Annotated in this window: 23 protein-coding genes and 1 other RNA gene; 8 read left to right on the top strand and 16 right to left on the bottom strand. The window is 68.4% G+C overall.

Annotated elements, in window-relative coordinates; translation table 11 throughout:
• The first annotated feature begins 51 nt into the window (after nucleotides 1-51).
• Together ACIRGA_RS21225 and ACIRGA_RS21220 are read left to right on the top strand one after the other, a co-directional pair.
• Nucleotides 52-261, top strand: coding sequence for a hypothetical protein (locus ACIRGA_RS21225; RefSeq protein ID WP_034322109.1), 210 nt, complete (start codon nucleotides 52-54; stop codon nucleotides 259-261).
• Nucleotides 258-1016, top strand: coding sequence for a hypothetical protein (locus ACIRGA_RS21220; RefSeq protein ID WP_400943346.1), 759 nt, complete (start codon nucleotides 258-260; stop codon nucleotides 1014-1016). Before ACIRGA_RS21225 ends, ACIRGA_RS21220 begins: the two co-directional genes overlap by 4 nt.
• A 27-nt stretch (nucleotides 1017-1043) precedes the next feature.
• On the opposite strand, the gene hutI is transcribed toward ACIRGA_RS21220, so the two are convergent.
• From hutI to hutH, 5 genes are read right to left on the bottom strand one after another with little or no spacing between them, the layout of a single operon-like run.
• Nucleotides 1044-2210, bottom strand: a complete 1167-nt coding sequence (hutI, locus tag ACIRGA_RS21215) for an imidazolonepropionase (RefSeq protein WP_400943343.1) — start codon at nucleotides 2208-2210, stop codon at nucleotides 1044-1046.
• A complete protein-coding gene (locus tag ACIRGA_RS21210; RefSeq protein WP_400943340.1) occupies nucleotides 2198-3502 on the bottom strand; it encodes a formimidoylglutamate deiminase in 1305 nt (434 codons plus the stop codon). Before ACIRGA_RS21210 ends, hutI begins: the two co-directional genes overlap by 13 nt.
• Nucleotides 3499-4695, bottom strand: coding sequence for an allantoate amidohydrolase (locus tag ACIRGA_RS21205; protein WP_400943337.1), 1197 nt, complete (start codon nucleotides 4693-4695; stop codon nucleotides 3499-3501). Before ACIRGA_RS21205 ends, ACIRGA_RS21210 begins: the two co-directional genes overlap by 4 nt.
• Nucleotides 4692-6344 carry a urocanate hydratase gene (hutU, locus tag ACIRGA_RS21200; protein ID WP_400943334.1) on the bottom strand — a complete coding sequence of 551 codons (1653 nt, stop codon included), beginning with the start codon at nucleotides 6342-6344 and terminating at the stop codon, nucleotides 4692-4694. The genes ACIRGA_RS21205 and hutU overlap by 4 nt, the downstream gene beginning before the upstream one ends.
• Nucleotides 6345-6348: 4 nt before the next feature.
• Entirely contained in the window at nucleotides 6349-7875 is a 1527-nt protein-coding gene (hutH, locus tag ACIRGA_RS21195) for a histidine ammonia-lyase (RefSeq protein ID WP_400943331.1), read from the bottom strand.
• Nucleotides 7876-8230: 355 nt separating this feature from the next.
• Here hutH and ACIRGA_RS21190 point away from each other — a divergent pair, with 355 nt between their 5' ends.
• Nucleotides 8231-9016 carry an IclR family transcriptional regulator gene (locus ACIRGA_RS21190; RefSeq protein WP_400943328.1) on the top strand — a complete coding sequence of 262 codons (786 nt, stop codon included), beginning with the start codon at nucleotides 8231-8233 and terminating at the stop codon, nucleotides 9014-9016.
• On the opposite strand, the gene ACIRGA_RS21185 is transcribed toward ACIRGA_RS21190, so the two are convergent.
• From ACIRGA_RS21185 to ssrA, 5 genes are all read right to left on the bottom strand, one after another.
• The gene (locus ACIRGA_RS21185) at nucleotides 9004-9219 is read right to left on the bottom strand and encodes a hypothetical protein (RefSeq protein WP_125680489.1); all 216 of its coding nucleotides are present in this window, start codon (nucleotides 9217-9219) and stop codon (nucleotides 9004-9006) included. The two genes, ACIRGA_RS21190 and ACIRGA_RS21185, sit on opposite strands and share 13 nt — an antisense overlap.
• A 135-nt stretch (nucleotides 9220-9354) precedes the next feature.
• Complete coding sequence (locus ACIRGA_RS21180) at nucleotides 9355-10092, bottom strand: alpha/beta fold hydrolase (RefSeq protein ID WP_400943323.1); 738 nt, start codon at nucleotides 10090-10092, stop codon at nucleotides 9355-9357.
• A gap of 78 nt (nucleotides 10093-10170) precedes the next feature.
• Nucleotides 10171-10734 carry an SRPBCC family protein gene (locus ACIRGA_RS21175; RefSeq protein ID WP_400943320.1) on the bottom strand — a complete coding sequence of 188 codons (564 nt, stop codon included), beginning with the start codon at nucleotides 10732-10734 and terminating at the stop codon, nucleotides 10171-10173.
• On the bottom strand, nucleotides 10731-11372 hold the full coding sequence (locus ACIRGA_RS21170; RefSeq protein ID WP_400943317.1) for a TetR/AcrR family transcriptional regulator: 642 nt from the start codon (nucleotides 11370-11372) through the stop codon (nucleotides 10731-10733). The genes ACIRGA_RS21175 and ACIRGA_RS21170 overlap by 4 nt, the downstream gene beginning before the upstream one ends.
• Before the next feature lie 236 nt (nucleotides 11373-11608).
• Nucleotides 11609-11981, bottom strand: a transfer-messenger RNA (tmRNA) gene (gene ssrA, locus ACIRGA_RS21165).
• Between the two features lie 155 nt (nucleotides 11982-12136).
• On the opposite strand from ssrA, the gene ACIRGA_RS21160 reads away from it, so the two are divergent.
• From ACIRGA_RS21160 to ACIRGA_RS21140, 5 genes are all read left to right on the top strand, one after another.
• Nucleotides 12137-12814 (top strand): sensor domain-containing protein, encoded by a 678-nt coding sequence (locus tag ACIRGA_RS21160; protein ID WP_400943314.1) that lies wholly within the window; start codon nucleotides 12137-12139, stop codon nucleotides 12812-12814.
• Nucleotides 12811-13950 carry a sensor histidine kinase gene (locus ACIRGA_RS21155; protein ID WP_400943311.1) on the top strand — a complete coding sequence of 380 codons (1140 nt, stop codon included), beginning with the start codon at nucleotides 12811-12813 and terminating at the stop codon, nucleotides 13948-13950. The genes ACIRGA_RS21160 and ACIRGA_RS21155 overlap by 4 nt, the downstream gene beginning before the upstream one ends.
• 52 nt (nucleotides 13951-14002) lie before the next feature.
• On the top strand, nucleotides 14003-14644 hold the full coding sequence (locus ACIRGA_RS21150; protein WP_395883103.1) for a response regulator: 642 nt from the start codon (nucleotides 14003-14005) through the stop codon (nucleotides 14642-14644).
• Between the two features lie 81 nt (nucleotides 14645-14725).
• A complete protein-coding gene (locus tag ACIRGA_RS21145; RefSeq protein WP_400943307.1) occupies nucleotides 14726-14977 on the top strand; it encodes a hypothetical protein in 252 nt (83 codons plus the stop codon).
• Nucleotides 14978-15070: 93 nt separating this feature from the next.
• Complete coding sequence (locus ACIRGA_RS21140; RefSeq protein ID WP_400943304.1) at nucleotides 15071-16396, top strand: acyltransferase; 1326 nt, start codon at nucleotides 15071-15073, stop codon at nucleotides 16394-16396.
• Here the strand turns inward: ACIRGA_RS21140 and ACIRGA_RS21135 are convergent.
• The 6 genes from ACIRGA_RS21135 to ACIRGA_RS21110 form a co-directional block, all read right to left on the bottom strand.
• A complete protein-coding gene (locus ACIRGA_RS21135; RefSeq protein WP_400943301.1) occupies nucleotides 16386-17282 on the bottom strand; it encodes an amidohydrolase family protein in 897 nt (298 codons plus the stop codon). The two genes, ACIRGA_RS21140 and ACIRGA_RS21135, sit on opposite strands and share 11 nt — an antisense overlap.
• Nucleotides 17279-17761, bottom strand: a complete 483-nt coding sequence (gene smpB, locus ACIRGA_RS21130) for an SsrA-binding protein SmpB (RefSeq protein WP_400943298.1) — start codon at nucleotides 17759-17761, stop codon at nucleotides 17279-17281. Before smpB ends, ACIRGA_RS21135 begins: the two co-directional genes overlap by 4 nt.
• A gap of 52 nt (nucleotides 17762-17813) precedes the next feature.
• Nucleotides 17814-18707, bottom strand: coding sequence for a permease-like cell division protein FtsX (gene ftsX / locus ACIRGA_RS21125; protein WP_037345952.1), 894 nt, complete (start codon nucleotides 18705-18707; stop codon nucleotides 17814-17816).
• A 51-nt stretch (nucleotides 18708-18758) separates the two neighbouring features.
• The gene (ftsE, locus tag ACIRGA_RS21120) at nucleotides 18759-19448 is read right to left on the bottom strand and encodes a cell division ATP-binding protein FtsE (RefSeq protein ID WP_005168409.1); all 690 of its coding nucleotides are present in this window, start codon (nucleotides 19446-19448) and stop codon (nucleotides 18759-18761) included.
• A gap of 135 nt (nucleotides 19449-19583) precedes the next feature.
• Nucleotides 19584-20687: a peptide chain release factor 2 gene (gene prfB / locus ACIRGA_RS21115; protein WP_039920096.1), complete on the bottom strand. Its 1104-nt coding sequence runs from the start codon at nucleotides 20685-20687 to the stop codon at nucleotides 19584-19586.
• 66 nt (nucleotides 20688-20753) lie between these two features.
• Nucleotides 20754-21254: a PadR family transcriptional regulator gene (locus tag ACIRGA_RS21110; protein ID WP_400943293.1), complete on the bottom strand. Its 501-nt coding sequence runs from the start codon at nucleotides 21252-21254 to the stop codon at nucleotides 20754-20756.
• Nucleotides 21255-21603: the final 349 nt, after the last annotated feature.

The following is a 21603-nucleotide window of genomic DNA, read 5'->3' as shown; positions in this document are numbered from 1 at the left end:
GAAAGTAAAGGTCCCCTGCTTCCGCGGCCCGATGAGGCATGATGATCGACCATGGCCGAGCGCACACTCACCGGTCAGCTAGGCGGTCCTGTCCCGGCAGGCATCGAAGCGCTGGCCGACCACGAGAAACAGGACCTCTCCGACGCGCTGCGCGACGCGCGCCACCGTCAGGCCAAAGCCTTGGCCGAAGCGGGCGAAGAGGGCCTGAAGTACGTACCCGCGCTTCTCCGCGGCACCGTTCGCAAGGTGGTGGGCCTGTGACCACCGAAAACTTCGCCTCGCAGGCGGAGATCCTCAAGCTCGCGCGCGTCCTCGGCACCACCCCGGAGCGGCTCTCGTACCTGGCGAACGTGGACGCGGCCGAACTCCAGGCGTTCCGCGAGCAGGTCACGGACACGCTGTTCGACGCCAACCTCGCCGCGCTGGAGCGGATGGCGATGGCGAGCAAGCTCGTGCCGAGCCCGATTCTCGCGAAGATCGCCGAGAAGGTCTTCGGCCCGCTCCTGTGCGCGCGGATCGCCGGACTGGTGGACGTCTCGCGGGGCGTCGACGTCGCGAAGCGGCTGAAGCCGCCCTTCCTGGCCGACGTCGCGGCCGAGCTGGACCCGCGCCGCGCGAGCGCGATCATCGCGCGGATCCCGCTCGACACCGTTGTCGCGGTGGCCGGTGAGCTGGTACGCCGCGAGGACTGGATCACCGTCGGCCGGTTCGTCGGTCACCTGCCCGATCCGACGGTGCGCCGGGCGCTGGCCGTCATCAGTGACGAAGCCCTGATCCGGATCGCGTTCGTCCTCGACGACAAGAGCCGGATCGATCACGTCCTCGGGCTGCTCCCCGAAGCCCGGTTCCGCGGTCTCTTGCAGGTCGCGGCCGCCGATGAGGACCTGTGGGCGCCGGTGCTCGATCTGCTCACCCACCTGAGTGAGAAGCGGGTCGAACAGTGGTCCCACCTGATCGGCGAACTCCCGCCCGCCCTGCGTGAGCGCGTCCAGGAGACGCTCGACCAGGCCTCCTGACCGCCGAGGGGGAGCAAGGGACCTTTGCTACCACTTTGAGACGAAACCGCTGGTCAAACGCTTGCCGTGCCGCCACACAGCGGCCGTCAGCGGCACCCCGGGCCGGTACGCGAGGTGAGTCGTCGAAGGCGCCTCCAGCACGTGAAGGTCGGCACGCGCCCCCGGCCGTACGAAGCCCACATCGTCACGCCGCAACGCGCGCGCCCCGCCCGCCGTCGCCGACCACACCGCCTCGTCGATCGTCATCCGCATCTGCAGCACCGCGGTCGTCACGCAGAACGCCATCGAGGTCGTGTACGAGCTCCCCGGGTTCGCGTTGCTGGCCAGCGCGACCGTCGCCCCCGCGTCCAGAAGCCGCCGCGCCGGCGCCAGCGCCTGCCGGGTCGACAGGTCGCACGCCGGCAGCAAGGTCGCGACAGTGTCCGAAGCGGCGAGAGCCTCGACGTCCGCTTCGCTCAGGTACGTGCAGTGGTCGACACTCGCCGCCCCCAGTTCGACGGCGAGCCGCACTCCGGGCCCCTCCCCCAGCTGGTTCCCGTGCACCCGCAGCCCCAGCCCGCGTTCCCGCGCCGCCTTCAGCACGCGCCCGGACTGCGCCTCGTCGAACGCGCCGGTCTCGCAGAACACATCGGCCCATCGCACGAGCGGCGCGACGGCGTCGAGCATGTCGCCGCACACCAGGTCCACATAGGACTCCGCGTCCGCGCCCGGCGGCACCAGATGCGCGCCGAGGAACGTGACCTCGTCGGCCACCTCGGCGGCGATCCGCGCCGAACGCGCCTCGTCTTCGACGTTCAGCCCGTACCCGGTCTTCGTTTCCAGACAGGTCGTGCCCTGCCTCGCCGCTTCGTCGACGTGCCGCCGCAGATTCGCCGCCAGCTGCTCGTCGGAAGCCGACCGCGTCGCGTCGACGGTGACCGCGATGCCCCCGGCGCTGTACGCCTTCCCGGCCATCCGCGCCTCGAACTCGGCGGTGCGGTCCCCCGCGAAAACGAGATGCGTGTGGCTGTCCACCCAGCCGGGCAGCAGCGCACGACCCTCGACGTCGACCCGCTCGTCCGCGTCGGGCGCGTCCGCCGCCGAACCGACCCACGCGATCGTTTCGCCCTCGATGACAACGGCCGCGTCGCGGAGTTTGCCCAGTTCGGCGTCGTTCGTCGTGAGCTCGCCGATTCCCGTGATCAGGACTGCCACAATGCCTCGATCTCCTTGGCCAAGACCGTTTCCGGCCGGTCGATCAGCTGATGCACGCCGTCGCGGACGATCTCACGCCCGGCGACGACGACGTCCCGGACGTCCGCGCCGGAAGCGGCGAAGACGACCCCGGACGGCTCGATCCCCGCGGTCCGCACCGAACCGAGCCCCACCGTGACCAGGTCCGCGCCCGCGCCGGGAGCCAGCTCACCGACCTCGTCCCAGCCGACCGCGCCGTGATCCGTCGCCGCCGCGAGCAGCTCCTCCGCGGTGAACCGGCCGCGTTTCTCGCTGGCGAGCCGTTCGTTCAGTTCCAGCGCCCTGGTCTCCTCGAACGCGTCGACGACCGCGTTGCTGTCGCTGCCGAGCGACAACCGCACCCCCGCGTCCAGCAACGTCCGCGCGGGGCCGATGCCGTCACCGAGGTCCCGTTCGGTCGTCGGGCAGAAGCAGGCACGGCTGCCGGCTTCGCCGAGCCATTTGATATCGCCCGGTGTCAGGTGCGTCGCGTGCACCGCGGTGAGCCGCTCGGTGAGCACGCCGTTGTCCCAGAGCAGCCCCGTCGGAGTCCAGTGGTAAGCCGCCATGCACTGCTCGTTTTCGGCTCGCTGCTCGGAAAGATGAATGTGCAGCGGCCGATTCTCGGGCGTCCCGTTGTCCACTTCGGACAGTTCATCTTCGGGAACGGCCCGCACGGAATGGATCGCGCCCCCCACCCGGAACGTCGCGTCTTCCCGCAATTCGCCGGCTCGTTGCGCCCACTTCGTGGCCGACCCATCGGAAAACCGCTGCTGCACCTCGTCGGGCTCCACCCCGATACCGCCCGCCAGGTAGCAGGTGTCGAGAAGCGTCAGCCGGATCCCGGCGTCCCTGGCGGCCTGCCGCAACGCCTCACCCATCACGTTCGGCTCGGCGTAAGGCTTTCCGCCCGGCGCGTGGTGCAAGTAGTGGAACTCGCCGACACTCGTGTACCCGGCGAGCACCATCTCGGCGTAGACCCCACGCGCCAGGCGGTAGTACGAATCAGGATCGAGCCGTGACGCGAGCGAGTACATCCGCTCACGCCACGTCCAGAAGGTCCCGCGATCGTGATGCGTACGGCCACGCAGCGCACGGTGGAACGCGTGCGAGTGCCCGTTGGCGAAGCCCGGCAAGGTCAGTCCACTCAGGACAGTTCCTTCGCGAGGCGCGTTCGCCGTCACGGAAGTGATCTTGCCGCCGTCGATGTCGATCCGGACGGCATCGGCGATGCCGCCCGGAAGCCAGGCACGCTCACACCAATATGTCGTCATGTCGACAGTTTCTCCAGGACGTCCGCGAGTGCGCGAGCACCGTGGTCGACGTCTTCCGCCTCGGAGAACTCCTCCGGCGAGTGGCTGATCCCGGTCGGATTGCGCACGTAAAGCATCCCGGACGGGACGAATCCGGCGAGGATCGCCGCGTCGTGCCCGGCGCCGGTCGGCAGTTCCGGCGGTCCGCCCAGCCAGGTGCCCAGGTCACGGCGCAGCGCGTCGTCGAAGACCACGTCATCGGAGTACGACTCCCTGGACACCTCGACTCGGCAACCTTCCTGCCCGGCCGCTTCTTCGGCCAGTTTCGCGATCTCCGCGACCAATTCCGGCGTGTCCGTGCCCGGCACGCGCGCGTCCAGCCACAAGTCCACAGTGGACGCGATGACGTTGGTCCCGCCGGGAGTCGGCACGAGCCTGCCGACGGTGGCCCTCGCGTCGGCGGTCGCCTTCGCCAGTTTACGTACGGCGAGCACGGTCTCGGCCGCCGGGATCATCGGGTCACGGCGATCGCCGATCAGCGTGGCACCGGCGTGGTTTCCCTGTCCCTGGAAGGAGAACCGCCATCGGCCGTGCGCGATCACCGTATTGCCGACGGCGACCGGCGAGCCGAGGTCGATCAGCCCTCGCCCCTGTTCGACGTGCAGTTCCAGGAACCGGCCGATCAGCCCGAGCCGGTCGGAGTCGCGGCCGACCCGATCGGGATCGAGGCCGGATTTCGCCGCCGCTTCGGCGAACGTGACGCCGTCCGGATCGCGCAGGCCGCGCGCCTTGTCCGCGTCGATCGTCCCGGTCAGCAGCCTTGAGCCGAGGCACGGCACACCGAAGCGGCCGCCCTCCTCTTCGGCGAAGACCACGACGGCGAACGGCTTGGCGGGACGGAATCCCTTGGCCTGCAAGATCTCCACCGCGTCGAGCGCGCTCGCGACCCCGAGCGGGCCGTCGAAGGCGCCACCGCCGGGCACCGAGTCGAGATGGCTCCCGGTGACGACCGCGTCCGGGCCGGGGGTGCCCCACCAGGCCCAGATGTTGCCGTTGCGGTCGGTCTCGACGCCCAGTCCCAGCCGCCCGGCGCGCTCGACGAACCACGCGCGCAGCTCGGTTTCGGCCGCGTCGAAGGCGTGGCGCGAGTAGCCGCCGCGCTTCGGATCGCGGCCGACGTCCGAGATCTCCGCCAGCAGCGAGGACGCGGTCACTCGGCGTCCCGCATCGGCACGCGCACGCCGCGCTCGTCGGCGACGTCGGCGGCGCGGTCGTAGCCCGCGTCGACGTGCCGGATGACGCCCATACCCGGGTCGTTGGTGAGCACGCGTTCGAGTTTCTGTGCCGCCAGCAGGGTTCCGTCCGCCACGCTGACCTGACCCGCGTGGATGGAGCGGCCCATGCCGACGCCGCCACCGTGGTGGATCGACACCCAGCTGGCGCCGGACGAGGTGTTGACCAGCGCGTTCAGCAGCGGCCAGTCGGCGATCGCGTCGGAACCGTCCGCCATGCCCTCGGTCTCGCGGTACGGCGAGGCCACACTGCCGGAGTCGAGGTGGTCACGGCCGATGACGACCGGCGCCTTCAGCTCGCCGCTGGCGACCATCTCGTTGAACCGCAGGCCCGCGAGGTGCCGCTCGCCGTAGCCGAGCCAGCAGATCCGCGACGGAAGCCCCTGGAAGGCGACGCGTTCGCCGGCCAGCTTGATCCAGCGTGCGAGGGATTCGTTCTCCGGGAACAGTTCCAGCATCGCGCGGTCGGTCGCCGCGATGTCCTCGGGGTCTCCCGACAGCGCCGCCCAGCGGAACGGGCCGTTGCCCTCGCAGAACAGCGGGCGGATGTAGGCGGGCACGAACCCCGGGAAGTCGAACGCGCGCTCGCAGCCGCCGAGTTTCGCCTCACCGCGCAGGGAGTTGCCGTAGTCGAAGACCTCGGCGCCCTTGTCGAGGAAGCCGAGCATCGCCTCGACGTGCTCCGCCATCGACTCGCGGGCGCGCTCGGTGAACTCGTCGGGCTTCTTGTCCGCGTAGTCCTGCCACTCGTCGACGGCGATTCCCTTGGGCAGATAGGAAAGCGGGTCGTGCGCGGAGGTCTGGTCGGTGACGATGTCGACCTCGACGCCGCGGCGCAGCAGTTCGGGCAGCACCTCGGCGGCGTTGCCGACCACGCCGACGGACAGCGCGCGCTTCTCCTTCTTCGCGGCCTCGACCCGGCGGATCGCGTCGTCGAGGTCGTCGGCGACCTCGTCGAGGTAGCGGGTCTCGACGCGGCGGTGGGCGCGCTGCGGGTCGCATTCGATGACGAGCGCGACACCGTCGTTCATCGTGACCGCCAGCGGCTGCGCGCCACCCATGCCGCCGAGACCTGCGGTGACGGTGAGCGTGCCCTTGAGGCTGCCACCGAACCGCTTCTTGGCGACCGCGGCGAAAGTTTCGTACGTGCCCTGCAGGATTCCCTGCGTGCCGATGTAGATCCAGGACCCCGCGGTCATCTGGCCGTACATGGTCAGGCCCTGCGCTTCGAGGCGGCGGAATTCCGGCCACGTCGCCCAGTCGCCGACGAGGTTGGAGTTCGCGATGAGCACGCGCGGCGCCCATTCGTGCGTGCGGAACACGCCGACCGGCTTGCCGGACTGGACGAGCAGCGTCTCGTCGGCGTCCAAAGTGGTCAGTTCGCGGGTGATCGCGTCGAAGCTGGCCCAGTTGCGGGCGGCCTTGCCGGTGCCGCCGTAGACCACCAGGTCTTCGGGGCGCTCGGCGACCTCGGGGTCGAGGTTGTTGTGGAACATCCGCAGCGCGGCTTCGGTCTGCCAGTTCTTCGCGGTGAGCGTGGTGCCTCGGGCGGCACGGACCGTGCGGGTCATGGGCTCAGACCTCCAGTTGGGCCGCGGCGAGGACGGCACCCGACGCGACGAGTTCTTCGGCGGCGACGATCTCCGGCGCCAGATGACGGTCGGGGCCGGGGCCCTCGACCTTGGTACGGACGAGATCCCGGACCCGGCCGGTGACCGGCGACGGGACCAGGGGCGCGCGCATGTCGAGGGCGCGCGCGGCGGTGAGCAGTTCGATGGCGAGGACGGTGTTGAGCCCCTCGACGGCCTTGCGCAGCTTGCGCGCGGCGGACCAGCCCATGGAGACGTGGTCCTCCTGCATGGCGCTGCTCGGAATCGAGTCGACCGACGCCGGCACGGCGAGCCGCTTGAGCTCGCTGACCACGGCCGCCTGCGTGTACTGGGCGATCATGTGGCCGGAATCGACGCCGGGGTCGAACGCGAGGAACGGCGGCAGACCGTGCGAACGAGCCTTGTCGAGCATGCGGTCCGTGCGGCGCTCGGCGATGCTCGCGACGTCCGCGAGCGGGATGGCGAGGAAGTCGAGCACGTACGCGACCGGGGCGCCGTGGAAGTTGCCGTTCGACTCGACACGGCCGTCGGACAACACGACCGGGTTGTCGACCGCGGACTGGAGCTCACGCCCGGCGACGAGTTCGGCGTGGGTGAGGCTGTCCCGCGCGCCGCCGTGCACCTGGGGCGCGCAGCGGAGGGAGTACGCGTCCTGGACACGGTTGCAGTCCGGGCTGCGGTGGCTCTCGACGATCTTCGAGTCCTGCAGCGCCGTCCACATACGCTGGGCGCTCAGCGCCTGGCCCGGGTGCGGGCGCAGAGCCTGGAGGTCGGCCGCGAAGGCGCGGTCGGTCCCGAGGAGCGCTTCGACGCTCATCGCCGCGGTGATGTCGGCGGTGTCGAGAAGCTTGCGAAGGTCGGCGGCGGCCAGCAGGAGCATGCCGAGCATGCCATCGGTCCCGTTCGTGAGGGCGAGGCCCTCCTTCTCCGCGAGAACGACCGGCTCGATGCCAGCGTGCTTCAGCGCTACGCCGGCCGGGACGACTTCGCCGTTGTATTCGACTTCGCCCTCTCCCATCAACGCGAGCGCGACAGCGGCGAGGGGCGCGAGGTCGCCGGAGCAGCCGAGGGAGCCGTACTCGTGAACGAGCGGGGTGATCCCGGCGTTGAGCAGGGCCGCAAGCGCTTGCGCGGTCTGCGGGCGGATGCCGGTGTACCCACTGGCGAGGGTGCGGAGACGCAGCAGCATCAGCGCGCGGACGACCTCGGTCTCCACCACCGGCCCCGCGCCGGCCGCGTGCGACCGGATCAGCGACCGCTGGAGCGCGGTGCGGCTCTCGAGCGGGATGTGCCTGGTGGCGAGCGCCCCGAAGCCCGTCGAGACGCCGTACGTCGGCGTCTTGGCGTGGGCGAGGTCGTCGATGTGCTGACGCGTCGCGGCAAGGTTCTTCTCGGCCGCTTCGCTGACCGCGACGGGCGAGTGGTCACGGGCGACCGCGACGACCTGTTCGGGCCGAAGCGGTTCGGAGCCCAGAAGTACGGTTTCCGGCATAGCCCCATTGGACAACGCCATGCCCGCTGGTGGGCGGTGCCAACCGGTGGTTGTGTCTGGTATCCAAGACACGCACGGTGGGAGCAAGGGACCTTTGCTACCGCGCTCCTCGGCGGGCGGGGGGTGTGTGGATATAGGGACGTTGAGTGTCCCTATATCCACACACCCACTACCCCGCGTAGCGATGAATACCGACCGTGTGGATTTTGGTGCGTTAGATGACCCGAAATCCACACGGTCACAGCGCCCACCTGCGGAAAGAGAGCAAGGGCCCTTTGCTACCACTGTCTCAACATCGAGAGAAGTGATAGCAAAGGTCCCTTGCTCCCACCGCCGAGCAAAACAGGAGGTCGGCATGGGTGAGAGCAGCGAAGTACCGGCCCTACGACGAGGCCTCGGCATCCTCCGCGCCCTGGCCGCGAGGCCGGGCCCGGTGTCAGCGGCCGCGATCGCGCGCGAACTCGGCCTCCCGCGTTCGACGACGTATCACCTGCTCGCCGAGCTGGAGGCCGCCGGTTTCGTGACGCACTTGCCCGCCGAGCGCCGGTACGGCCTCGGCATCGCCGCGTTCGAACTCGGCTCGGCCTACCTACGGCACGATCCGCTGGAACGGCTCGCGGTCCCGTTGCTGCGCAAACTCGCCGACCGCGTCGGCCACACCGCACATCTCGGCGTGCTGCACGGCAACGAGTCGCTCTACCTGGTCAAAGAACGACCTACGCGCCCGGAAACCCTGGTCACCGAGGTCGGCGTCCGGCTGCCCGGCCAGCTCACGGCATCAGGCAGGGCGATCCTGCGGCACCTGCCGTCGCCGCACGTGCGCGCGCTCTTCCCGGCCGTGTCGGCGTTCGTACTGCGCACCGGCCGAGGCCCGCGCACCCTCGCCGAACTGCGCCGCACGCTGAACGCGGAGGGCAGGCTCGGCTGGGCGGTCGAAAACGGTCACGTCACCGAAGGATTCGCCTCGGTGGCCTGCCCGGTCTTCGACCACGGCGGCCGGCCGATGGCCGCGATCAGCGTGACCCTCCGCCACCTCTGCCCGGGAGCCGAGGGGTGCGAGGAGACTTGGCCGGACCTCGCCGAGGAGGTCCGCCTGACCGCGGCCGAACTGACCACCCGGATCGGGGGTCAGATGCGCTGAGCGTGCTTCTTCTGGACTCCCTCGAGCCCGAGCATCGCCAGCAGTTCAGCACAGTCGAGAGCATCCGAAGCGTGCCCTGCGACGGTTCGTGCGGCCCTGCCGTTCTGCAGCGTGAGGCGGACTTCTTCCTCCGCTCGCACACCGGCCATCCGGCTCTGGTCTTCAGCGGGGTCGGGACGACTGGAATGCCTAGCCCAGGTCATCTGCCACCTTCTTCCGGCCCTCCGGCGACACGGGGTCGTTTCGAAAGAGGGCCATGGTCGGACACTCAGCATGACATCCCACCCTGCGACAGTTCCCGGCGCGGGTGAATTGAGACAAAAATGATCTAGTTTCCGCTACTCTCCGTGATTCAAAAAGGACTCAAGCCGGGCATTGAACGGCGCACCCGTGTCGGGCACCAAATGCCCCATCCCCGTCACGACGTCGCGGCCCGCACCGGTCCCGGCCACGATCGCGTCGGCGATGATCTCGTACTCCGGACGATGGTCACCGGTGATCACGAGCATCGGGAAATCCGCCGAGGCCAACGCATCGAGCGGAAGTTTCGCGTCACCGGGCGGCCGCATCCCGATCAACGCGCGCGCCCCGCGCCGCAACGTTTCCGGCACCGGATCGGGGATGGGCAGCGGCACACCGGCGAGCGGAAAGAACGCCTTGAACACTTCACGAGGATCGTCGAGCGGACCGTCGAGAAATCTCCGCAATTCGGCGTCCCACGCGTCGACGGCCTCGTCTCCACGAACGACCCCAGCCGCGGGCGGTTCGACCACGGTGAGCGTCCGGACCATCTCCGGCCGTCGTGCGGCGGCGAGCATCGCGACGATCGCACCGTAGGACAGCCCGACCAGATGCGACGGCTCGTCGAGCACCTGCTCCGCGATCAGCTCGGCGTCGACCTCGAAATCCTGTACGCCGTCCGGCGATTTCCCGTGGCCGAGCCGGTCCGGCGCGAGCAACGTCCACCGCTCGCTCAACGGGCGCTGCGCCCGCCACGCCTCACGGCCGCCGAGCAGCACGCCGTGCACGAGCACGACGCGCGGTCCGGCCCCCCACTGATGCACATGAAGCGGCATACTCCGACATTAGCCGCAGGCGGATACCGTGGTGGCGACAAGACGATGTGCTGGGCCGCGTGACGCGGCACCGGCCGATCAAGGAATCGCGGTCGCCCGCTGAGCGAGCGCCCGATTCATCGCCTCGAACTGCGGCAGCGTGTCGGCCCGCAGACTGCCCGCCATGAACGGCACCAGCGCGCCGGTGAATCGCTCGCTCTGCACCAGCCGGGTGCGGCCGGGGCCGAGCGACCGCAGTTCGAACCGGTGCTCACCGTCGAAGATCAGTCCGGGACCGACCCGCCCGAGCCAGCGCAGTTCCCTTTCCGGTGTCACCGCGAGCACGGTCGGGGTGAACGTGGTGTCGCCGGTCACATCGTGCATGACGTTGCGCAAGGTGGCGCCCTCCTTGAGCGCGCCGCCGTCCGAGGTCACTTCCGCCGAGGTGACGAACGGGTTCCACGCCGGATAAGCGCGGAGATCGGTGAGCACTCGCCACACCTTGTCCACCGGGGCGTCGATCTCGATCGAGGAGGTCAGGGTGTCCGGGCGCAGGTTGCTCCAGGTGACATAGCCGGCCAGCACGGTGAGCACGATCCCACCGATGATCGCGATCCGGCGACGGCGGGACATTCGAACTCTCGGCGACGACGTGGTGGTCATGACGTGGTCCTTTTCGCGGGGAGGGTTGGGGAGATTCCGCTGAGCGCGGTGCCGACCAGCGTGCGGACGTAGGCCGGTCCGATCGGGTTACCAGTGATCAGCAGCCGGTAGTAGAGCGCGCCGGCGAGCTGGTCGAACAGCGCCTCCGGGTCGACGTCTTCCGGCAGGTCGCCGCGCTCGCGCGCCCGGTGGATGAGGCCGATCGGCAGGGTGTTGCGTCGTGCGAAGAGTTGCCCCACCGCGGCACCGATGTCCGGATGCCGGGCGGCCGCCGCGGTGATCTCGGCGACCAGCCCGGCGGACCGGTCGCTCGCCTCCTTCGACCTGGCGGCCTTACGCATCCGGTTCAGCCCGGCGGCGATCTCGGTGAGGTAGCCGACCAGGTCCGCGCGCAGATCGCCGGTGTCGGACACCGGCACCTCGTCCTGCATCCTGGCCACCACGGCCACGATCACGTGATCCTTGGTCGGCCAGCGCCGGTACAGCGTGGTCTTGGCGACCCCGGCCTTCGTGGCGACCGTGTCGGTGGAGAACCGGTCGTATCCGTTCTCCAGCAACACCTCCAGTGCGGCGTCGAGAATCCGCCCATCGGCCTGCTCATCCCTCGGCCGCCCCCGGCGCTTCTCCTCGGCTGACATCCAGCTCCTTTTCGATACTGCTGTTTCGCAAATGAACCATAGCGAATCTCGAGCTGATTACGCAACTACTGTAGCGAAAGTCTGCCCCAGGCGGCGCACCGCGGGCCATGGCGACCCAAGGCCGGCTGGCAAACGAAAGGGCCACCCGCGGATGCGGGTGGCCCTTGCTCGCCGTTCGGCGTAGCGGTCCTACTCTGCGGCCTGCGAACAGGCACTTTGTTCGGTAAAACCTCGACCAGTGGAGGTGCCGGGAATTGAACCCGGGTCCTCTGGCGTATCACCAGGGCTTCTCCGTGCGCAGTCCGCTATGTCTCTACTTGGCCCCTTCAGTCACGCGAACAAGCTGAAGTGACGAGCCCAGCCACTGTTTGTTTCCCAACCACACCCCGTAGCCGAGTGTGGCGGTAAGCCTCCTAGCTGATGCCGGTGACCGGGTCGGAGGCGACCCCGGACCGACAGAGTTGCTCTACTGCTTAGGCAGCAAGAGCGAACTCGCGCTGGCTCTTAGGCTCGGCGCTTATTGGTTTGCGATGACGCTTACGGTGGTCTCTCGCCTGCACCGGCACGCTTCTCCTGATTCAACGTCCAAAGTCGAAACCGTTCACCCCCTTGGTGGGACACAACCTCTACATCATAACTCGGTCGGCAACCGGGTTATTCCCGCAGGTGGGGCTAGCCCCACCTGGGAGATGCCCGTGGGCACCATGTCAGCGGGCCCGCGCGGACGCGATGCTGGTCTCCTCGCACCAGAGAGGAGCACGACCATGAGTTCGCTAGCGGCCGAGCGGGAGCTGAGCAGGTCCGATCCGTCGTTCGGCGGCTCGCTGGTCTACCTGTTGATGAACCTGCCGATGGGCGTTCTGGCCTTCGCGCTCCTGGTTTCCTTCATCTCGGCGGGCATCGGCACGGCGGTCGTCTGGATCGGGTTGCCGATCCTCGCGCTGGTGATCCTGACGGTCCGCGGCGCGGCCCGGATGGAGCGCGCCAGGGTGTACGCGCTCCTCGACCGCTTCATCGACCTGCCGTACCTCCCGTTGCCGGTCGCCGGCCAGTCCGTGCGCTGGAAGGCGCGCCTGAAGGACGCCTCGACCTGGCGCGACCTCGGCTACTTCTTCCTGCTCTTCCCGCTCGGGATCATCGAATTCGTCCTGGTCACGGCGTTCTGGGCGACCAGTCTCGGCCTCGCGACGCTGCCGATCCACTACCGCTTCCTGCCCGGCGGTGAATACCGCTTCCCGAACTGGGAGAACGCGTGGTTCACGGTCGACTCGACGGTCTCGGCGCTGCCTTGGGCGGCGCTCGGAGTCCTCTGCATCGCGCTCTCGGTAGCGTTGACGAAGGCGCTGGCCGGGACGCATGCCCGGCTGGCGGCGGCGTTGCTGGGGCCGACTCACGCCCAGCGCCGCCGTCTGGAGGATTCATGGGGCGAGGTCCACGGATGACGATCGACCAGCAGGTACAGCAGGTGGGGATCCCGCGGCCGCGGCCGATGCGATCGATCGCCTACATGTTCGTCAGCTTCTTCTTCCGGCTGCTCCAGTTCATCCTCATCGTCGTCGGCCTCGCGGTCGGCATCGGGACGGCGGTGGTGTGGATCGGCTTCCCGATCCTGATGGCCACCACCAGCTTCATCCGCTGGTCCGCCGACCGGGAGCGGGGCTGGGCGCGGACGATGCTCGAAACCCCGCTGGATCCGGTCGAGCGCCTTCCCGTCGAAGGACTTCCGCTGGTCAAGCGCTGGCTGACCCGGCTGACCGATCCGACGACGTGGCGCGACCTCGCCTACCTGATGGTGGCGTTCCCGCTGGCCTGTGTGGAGCTCCCGATCGCGATCGCGTCGATCGTGCTCCTGCCGATGGCGATCTGGGTGACGCCGTGGCTCGGCTGGCTGCACGGCAACCTGGCGTACTCGCTGCTCGGGCCGAACCGCACGCAGAAGCTGGAGCAGAAGGCCGAACGGCTGCAGGCGTCGCGGGCTCGCGGTGTCGACGCCGCGGAGGCCGAACGCCGCCGCATCGAGCGCGACCTGCACGACGGCGCCCAGCAGCGTCTGGTCGCCGTCGCGATGAGCCTCGGCCGCGCGAAGTCGAAGTTCGACCAGGACCCGAACGCCGTGCGTGAACTGATCGACGAAGCGCACCTCGACGCCAAGCTCGCGGTGTCGGAACTGCGCGATCTCGCCCGCGGGATCTACCCGGCCGTGCTCGGCGACCGCGGCCTCGACGCCGCCTTGTCCGCGCAGGCCGCGAAATCGCCGATCCACGTCGACGTCGAGGTGGACGTCGAGCCGAGGCCGCCGGCGGCCGTCGAGACGACGGCGTACTTCATCGTCGGCGAGACGCTGACGAACATCGCGAAGCACTCGGGCGCGACCGAAGCGGGCGTGAAGGTGTGGCGCACCGACTCGATGGTCATCGTCGAGATCACCGACAACGGGCACGGTGGCGCAGAAGTCCGGCCAGGCGGCGGTCTCGCCGGGCTCGCCGACCGGGCGGCCACGATCGACGGCGTGATCACCGTCGTCAGCCCGCCCGGTGGCCCGACGGTGATTCGCGCGGACCTGCCGTGCCAATGGTGACCCGCTCGTGAGTGAATAGGCTCTGCCATTCACTCACGACGCTGGGGGCAGCATGCGGGTTGTCATCGCCGAAGACGCGGTTCTGTTGCGTGCGGGGGTGATCCGACTGCTCGCCGACGAGGACATCGAGACGGTCGCCGCCGTGGACAACGGCGAAGACCTGCTGGTCGCGGTCAAGGAACACCGGCCGGACCTCGCGATCGTCGATGTGCGGATGCCGCCCACCTTCACCGACGAGGGCCTGCGCGCCGCGCTGGGCGCCCGTGAGGTCGTTCCCGGTCTTCCGGTTCTCGTGCTTTCCCAGTATGTCGAAGAGAGCTACGCCGTCGAGCTGCTTTCCGGCGGCGCGGGCGGAGTCGGTTACCTGCTCAAGGAACGCGTCGCCGACGTCGGGGACTTCCTCGACGCGGTCAAGCGGGTCGCCGGCGGTGGCACGGCCATCGATCCGGACGTCATCGCACAGCTGATGGCGCGGGGGCGCAAGAACCCGCTCGACGCGCTCACCGCCCGCGAGTCCGAGGTGCTGGGACTGATGGCGCAGGGGCTGTCGAACACCGCGATCGCGAACTCGCTCGTCGTCTCGCACGGCGCGGTCGAGAAGCACATCGGCAACATCTTCTCGAAGCTCGGTCTCGAAGCGAGTTCGGTGGAGCACCGCCGGGTCCGCGCGGTGCTCACTTACTTAGGACGCTGAAGTAGCTCTTGGTGGCGAAGCCGTCACTCACCTAACATGGGCAGACTGTTGGTGGGGAACGAGCCGAACCGAGGAGGACCCATGACCGACCGGACCTCCCGCAGCGTCCGCTTCTTCGGCGGGCCCCTCGACGGACGCGTCCAGGATCTCGGGGACACCGAGCCGATCGTGGGCACCGTCCTCAAACACGTCCATCTGCACGACGGGCCGAAGATCGAAACCCGGTACGAACTCGGCCTCGCCGAGGACGACTGCTGGGAATTCAGGCTGTGCGCGGCGCCGGTTCCGGAGCCCGCCCCGCGGCCCGAGCCCGAACCCGACGGCGTGGGGTAGGGAAAACTCCACCTTCCGAGGGGGAAAACAGGAAGATCGATACGGCGGTCCGCACCGCTGTTTTCGCGGTCCCGAAGCACCAGGCTCTTTTCCATGCACACAAGCGGGAAACAGGGCCGGGACAGGTTCCTGGACATCGTCCGAGCGGTCGCGATCCTCGCGGTCGTCGTCCAGCACTGGGGAATGCCGGTGCTCTCCTACGCCGACGGCAAACTCTCCACCGGGAACGCCCTCGCGACGCCCGGCTGGTGGGTCATCACCTGGCTCAGTCAGGTCATGCCGCTCGTCTTCTTCGCCGGCGGCGCGGCGAACCTGATCTCGTTGAGCCGCGCGGAAAGTTCCCGTTCCTGGCTCGCGGCCCGCCTCAAGCGGCTGATGATCCCGGTGCTGCCGCTGGTGGCCGTCTGGCTGTTCGTCCCGGACATCCTGCGCGGCATGGGCATTCCGGAGCAGCCGCTGCAGGTCGGCGGCGCGATCGCCGCGCAGCTGCTGTGGTTCCTGGCCGTGTACGTGCTCACCGTGCTGCTCACCCCGATGTTGGCCGCGGCACATCGCCGCTGGGGGCTCAAGGTCCCGCTCGTGATGCTCGCCGCCGCCGTCCTCGTCGACGTCGCCCGCTTCAACGACCTCGGCCTGATCGGTTTCGCGAACGCCGTCTTCGTCTGGATGGCCGTGCACCAGCTCGGTTTCCACTACACGCGAGGCCGTCTCGGCTCGCTGAGCCGCAACGCCGCGCTGGGCATGGCAAGTATCGGGTTCGGCATCACCGCGATGATGGTCGCCTTCGGCCCGTACCCGGCCAGCATGATCGGCATGCCGGGCGCCCCGGTGTCGAACATGAGCCCGCCGACCGTGCTGCTGGCCTTCCTCGCGATCGGCCAGATCGGGCTTCTGCTGGCCTTCAAACCGCAGCTGAACGCGCTTGCCACCCGGCCGAGTCTCGACGCCGCCCTGAAGTGGATCGGCCCGCGGTTCATGAGCGTCTACCTGTGGCACATGCCGGCGCTGATCGTCGTTTCCGGTGTCGCGGTCTACGGCCTGGGTTACGAAACGCCCGAACCGGGTTCCGTGCTGTGGCTGACGATGCTCCCCGCCTGGCTCGGCGCCTGCGGCATGGTGCTTCTCGGCCTGCTGCGGATGTTCGCCCGGTTCGAAACGCAGGGTTCCGGCCCGGCCTCGACCGCCCAGACGCCTCAGCTGGTGGTGGCCGGACTGGCGATCGCCGGTGGTCTGCTCGGCCTCGCCGCGCACGGTTTCGCCCCGCTGAGCGACGGTCTCGCGCAGGGCCCGGCACCGTGGGTGGCGCTGGCGACGGGCGGATTCCTCTTGGCGGGCAAACAGATCCCGGTCTCGGACCTGGGGACGCGGCTGCTCGGCCGCGCCGTCTCGGTCACCGAAGTGGCCCAGCTCAAACGCTGAGCAGTTTCGCGGGGGTGTCGTGCAGCACCGCCCGCAGGAACGGTTCACCCAGGCGATCGTCGGCGGCCCAGCCGGCGATCGCCTGCAGCTGTGTGGCGTACGAGTACGGGATGTTGGGGAAGTCGGTGCCGAGCACGACGCGGTCCGGGAATTCCACCAGCAGGTCCTGCCAGTCCGGCGGGAGCGGGTTGCCGCGCGAGGTGAACTCCACCCCGACCATCGTGGTGTCGAGGTACACGCGCGAATACTTCCCGGCCAGCTCGAAAGCGAAGTCGATCTCCGGCATGCCGGCGTGGGCGAGCACCAGTGTCAGGCGGGGATGCCGGACCAAGATCTCCTCGAACAGCCGTAGCCCGGTGTAGGCGCCCTTCAACGGACCGTGTCCACAATGGACGACCACCGGGACGCCCGCGTCCGCCAGCGCGCCCCAGACGCCGTCGAGTAGCTCGTCACGCGGATCGTAGGCGCCGACCTGGACGTGCGCCTTGAAACAGCGGGCGCCCGCGCGCAGCGCACCGTCCACAACGGACAGCGCGCCGGGCTCCGGGAAGAACGTGCCGGTCGGCACCGCCTCCGGGACGCGTTCCGCGAACTCCAGCGCCCACGAGGTCAGCCATTCGGCCATGCCCGGCTTGTGCGGATACACCAGCGGCGCGAACCTGCGCACGCCGAACGAGCGCAGGGTTTCGACGCGTTCTTCTTCCGGCGTGCGGTAATGCACCGGCCAGGCCATGCCGTAGTGCTCCTCGGCCTGGTCGAAATAGGCCCACACCTTGTCCATGACCCGCTTCGGCAGGAAGTGCAGGTGAAGGTCCACGAGCCCGTCGATACCCAGCGCCGAGATCCAGCCGGGGATCTCGGCGTCCGACGCGGGGCCGTGGATCAATCGCTGTACCGGCCCTTCAGCGCCCGGCCCATGGCCCGGCTGATGGTGCGGTCCGCGTCCCGCTTGGCGATGTCCTGCCGCTTGTCGTAGGACTTCTTGCCCTTCGCCAGCGCGATCTCGACCTTGACCTTGCCGTCCTTGAAGTACATCGACAGCGGGACCAGCGAAAGGCCGCTCTCCTTGGTCTTGCCGATGAGCTTCTCGATCTCCTGGCGGTGCAACAGCAGTTTCCGGGTGCGCCGGGGCGTGTGGTTCGTCCACGTGCCCTGCACGTACTCCGGGATGTGCACGTTCCGCAGCCAGACCTCGCCGTCGTCCACCGTGGCGAACGCGTCGGCCAGCGATGCCCGTCCTTCACGCAGGCTCTTCACCTCGGTACCGACGAGCACGAGACCGGCTTCGTAGGTATCGAGGATGGAGTAATCGTGGCGAGCCTTGCGGTTCGACACGATCACCTTGTGTCCACGTTCCTTGGGCATAGCGGCGACTCTACGTGAGTTTCTGTGTTCGGGCAGGTGGTTATCGGGGCGGCTAGTGGCGCACGTACAGGCGCAGCGTCACGTAGCCGGTGATCGCCGAAATCACGATCGAGACGGCGAGCAGGATCGGCGCCACCGGGAACAGCAACTCGAGCATGCCGACCGCGGGGAACACGTCACCGGTGAGCACCAAGTCGAGCAACAGCACCTTGGTGAGCACCAGGAAGACGATACCGATGATCGCACCGACAAGGCCGGCGACCACCGCCTCCAGGAGGAACGGCAGCTGTGTGTACCAGCGGGTCGCACCGACGAGGCGCATGATGCCGACCTCGGTGCGCCGGGTGAACGCCGACACCTGGATCGTGTTGGCGATCAGCAACAGCGCGGCGATGGCCATGATCAGCGCGGCGCCGAAGGCCAGGTTCCGCACACCGTTGAGCGCGTTGAACACGCGGTCGAGCGCCTTCTGCTGGTCGTCGACCTTGGAGACGCCCGGTTTGCCGGTGTACTCCTGAATGATCGCCTGGCTGCGCTCGGGGTTCTTCAGCTTGACGTGGAGCGACGCGGGCAGCGCCTCCGGCCCGGTCAGCGCGAGCAGTTCGGGCTGGCTCTCGAACATCTTCTTGAACCGCTCGTAGGACTGCTCGCGGTTCTCGAAGACGACCGACTCGACCCCTTCGTTGCCCTGCAACTGCTGACGCAGCGTCTGGCACGCGGACTGCGAGCAGTTCGGGTCACCCGCGCTGATGTCGTTGACCAGATAGACCGAAACCTCGACGTCGGCGAGGAAGTTGGCCTTCATCTTGTCGATCGTGCCGACGGCCAGCAGGCCGAAGCCGAGCATGGCGAGGGAGACCGCGGTGGTGAGGATCATCGCGATGGTCATCGTGACGTTCCGGCGCAAGCCGGTGACTACCTCGCTGAAGACGAAACTGGCGCGCATCGGGGTTGATGTCCCTTGGAAGTCGTGGGTTACGGAGGAGGGCGGGGCCGGTCAGCGGCCGATGCCGTAGACGCCTCGGGCGTCGTCACGGATGACCTTGCCGAGCTGGAGCTCGACGACCCTTCGCCGCATCGAGTCCACGATCGAATGGTCGTGGGTGGCCATCAGCACCGTCGTGCCGGTGCGGTTGATCCGCTCCAGCAGCAACATGATGTCCTGGCTGGTATCGGGGTCCAGGTTCCCGGTCGGCTCGTCGGCGAGCAGCACGAGCGGGCGGTTCACGAACGCGCGGGCGATCGCCACGCGCTGCTGCTCACCACCGGAGAGTTCGTTGGGGAGACGGTCGGCCTTGCCGTCGAGGCCCACGAGTTCGAGCACCTCGGGCACGACCTTGCGGATCGTGGGGCGCGGCTTGCCGATGACTTCGAGCGCGAAAGCGACGTTCTCGGCGACGGTCTTGTTCGACAGCAGACGGAAGTCCTGGAAGACGCAGCCGATGGTCTGCCGCAGCCGCGGCACCCGGCGACGGGCGAGCTTGGCGACGTCGAAGTTGGAGACCATGACGCGACCCTTGCTCGGCACCTCTTCGCGCAGCAGGAGACGCAGGAAGGTCGACTTCCCGGATCCCGAGGGACCGATCAGGAAGACGAACTCGCCTTTGTCGATCTCGACCGACACCCTTTCGAGGGCGGGACGGGTCGAGGTCTTGTAGACCTTGGAAACCTCTTCGAGCCGGATCACGGTTCGGCATACTACCCATGCCTGTCGTTAAGCCCGGGTAGCCCGGTCCCGGCGGCCAAGCGAGCAAGGGACCTTTGCTCCCACTCTCTCGCGGAAAGTGGTAGCAAAGGTCCCTTGCTCTCTCACGCAGGGTTGTTACGCGGCTCCGGACTGCTTGCGCCAGCGGATGCCCGCCTCCAGGAAACCGTCGATCTCACCGTCGAGCACGGACGACGGGTTGCCGACCTCGAACTCGGTCCGCAGGTCCTTGACCATCTGGTACGGGTGCAGCACGTAGGAGCGCATCTGGTTGCCCCAGCTGGAGCCGCCGTCCTTGAGCGCGTCCATCTCGGCGCGCTCCTCCTCCTTCTTCCGCTGCAGCAGCCGCGCCTGGAGGACCTTCATCGCGGCAGCCTTGTTCTGCAGCTGCGACTTCTCGTTCTGGCACGAAACGACCACACCGGTCGGGATATGCGTGATCCGCACCGCCGAGTCCGTCGTGTTCACGCTCTGGCCACCGGGGCCGGACGAGCGGTACACGTCGACGCGGATGTCCTTCTCGGGGATGTCGACGTGGTCGACCTCCTCGACCTCGGGCATCACCTCGACGTGCGCGAAGGAGGTCTGGCGCCGGCTCTGGTTGTCGAACGGCGAGATGCGCACCAGCCGGTGCGTGCCCTGCTCGACCGAGAGCGTGCCGTAGACGTACGGGGCGCTCACCTTGAAGGTGGCGGACTTGATGCCCGCTTCCTCGGCGTAGGAGATGTCGTAGACGTCCGTCGGGTAGTTGTGGCGCTCCGCCCACCGCAGGTACATCCGGAGCAGCATCTCGGCCCAGTCGGCGGCGTCGACGCCACCCGCCTCGGACCGGATGGTGACCACGGCGTTGCGCGGGTCGTATTCACCCGACAGCAGGGTGCGGACCTCGAGCCCGTCGATGTCCTTGGTGAGCGCCGTGAGCTCGGTCTCGGACTCGGCGACGCTGGCGGAGTCGCCCTCCGCCTCGGCCAGCTCATAGAGGACGCCCAGATCGTCGAGCCGCTGCCGCAGCTCGGAAATGCGTCGCAGCTCACTCTGCCGGTGGGACAACTGGCTGGTGACCTTCTGCGCCGCTTCGGGGTCGTCCCAGAGGTTCGGGCTGGACGCCTGTTCCTCCAGCTCGGCCACCTGGGCACGCAGCGCATCCAGGTCCATCACCGACTCGATCTGCGTCAGCTTGCCGGCCAGGTCCTTCAGTGCCGCATCGAACTCATCACTCACGTCGGCCAAGGTTACGGCAAAACCCACGACCGGTTGCGGGGAACCGGTCGTGGGCACCTGTCCGGGTCAGGTCTGAGGGATGGAATCCAGCAGTTTCAGTGCGGCTTTCGCCTGCGCCTGCGCGAACTCGGCGACCGCCTTGGCGTACGGGCCGTCGGCGGCCTTGGTGGCGGCCTTGGCGTCGTCGAGCTGCTGGGTGTAGCTCGCACGGGCCGACTCGAGCAGCGCCGCGCGCTGCTTCACCGTCAACGAACCGGCGTGCACGAGACGCAGGATCAGCGGGCTGCGGAGGTGGTCAGGACCGGCTTCGGAGGACAGCCACGTCTTGAACGCCTTCTTGCCCGCCGCGGTGATGAGGTACTGCTGGCTCGACCGCGGCCCCTGCTTGCCGAGGCGGACGAGGCCCTCCTTCGACAAGGCGGGAAGCTCCCGGTACACCTGGCTGCGAGTCACGCTGAAGAAGGCGCCGAAACGCTCACCCGCCCCCGCGACCAGCTGCCCGCCCGTGGCGGGACCGTCGTGGAGAAGACCGAGCAGTGCGGCGGCTGTTGCATTCAATTCGGACACGTCCTCTACGGTCCCACTTTTCGGAACCTGTGTCCACTGTGGTCAACACATCTGTCCATTGTGGCTAGTGATATGCGCTCATTCGGCCCAACGCGCTACGCCTGTCCACAATGGACCGGACACGCTACGCAACCGGCCTTCGCCACGGACAGCGGTACACGTCCCCCGCCCCGACCAACAACGGCGAGTGATCGCCCCGGAGGGCGCATGGGCCGCGGAACCGGAAAACGAAGAAGCGGGGGGGGGGGGGTTTAGCACAGACCCGCGGGGGGTTTTGTGTTTGGGGGGCCCGGGATTTTAAAACGCCCCCGCGGGTATTTTACCACCCCGCGAACCCGCCGGAGCACCC

This window comes from Amycolatopsis sp. NPDC102389 (assembly GCF_044765885.1).
In the GTDB taxonomy this organism is placed as follows: domain Bacteria; phylum Actinomycetota; class Actinomycetes; order Mycobacteriales; family Pseudonocardiaceae; genus Amycolatopsis.
Note: the sequence above shows the minus strand (reverse complement) of the source record. Positions and strands in the feature narration are given on the sequence as shown.